1 protein-coding gene is annotated in these 300 nt (G+C 73.7%); it reads right to left on the bottom strand.

Going from position 1 to position 300, the window contains the following annotated elements; genetic code table 11:
* A partial coding sequence (locus tag DSY14_RS28495) for a PH domain-containing protein (protein WP_211719653.1) occupies positions 1-300 on the bottom strand: 300 nt, incomplete at both ends.

Raw genomic sequence — 300 nt, 5'->3', positions numbered from 1 at the left:
GGTCTCCTGGACCCGGGGGGTGTTCGCGTACTTCAGGCGTACGCGCAGGTCGGCGACGTCGCGCCACGGCACGCTCCGGCGGCGCAGCAGTGTCCGGGAGTGCAGGCCGTACGCGTCGGCGCTCACCCGGACGGTGACCGCGCGGAGCGACGCGATGCCCACCAGCGACAGCAGCAGCCCGAGACCCAGCCAGGCGTCCGGGCCCTCGTACGCCATGCGCACCACGACCAGGCTCACCCCGGCTGCCGCCAGCCCGACGAAGAACCACAGGGCCCGCGTCTGGAGGGGACGACAGGTCAC

This window comes from Nocardiopsis sp. MG754419 (assembly GCF_018207095.1).
GTDB lineage: Bacteria > Actinomycetota > Actinomycetes > Streptosporangiales > Streptosporangiaceae > Nocardiopsis.
The sequence above is the reverse complement of the archived record's forward strand: the minus strand, read 5'-3'. Positions and strand labels throughout refer to the sequence as shown.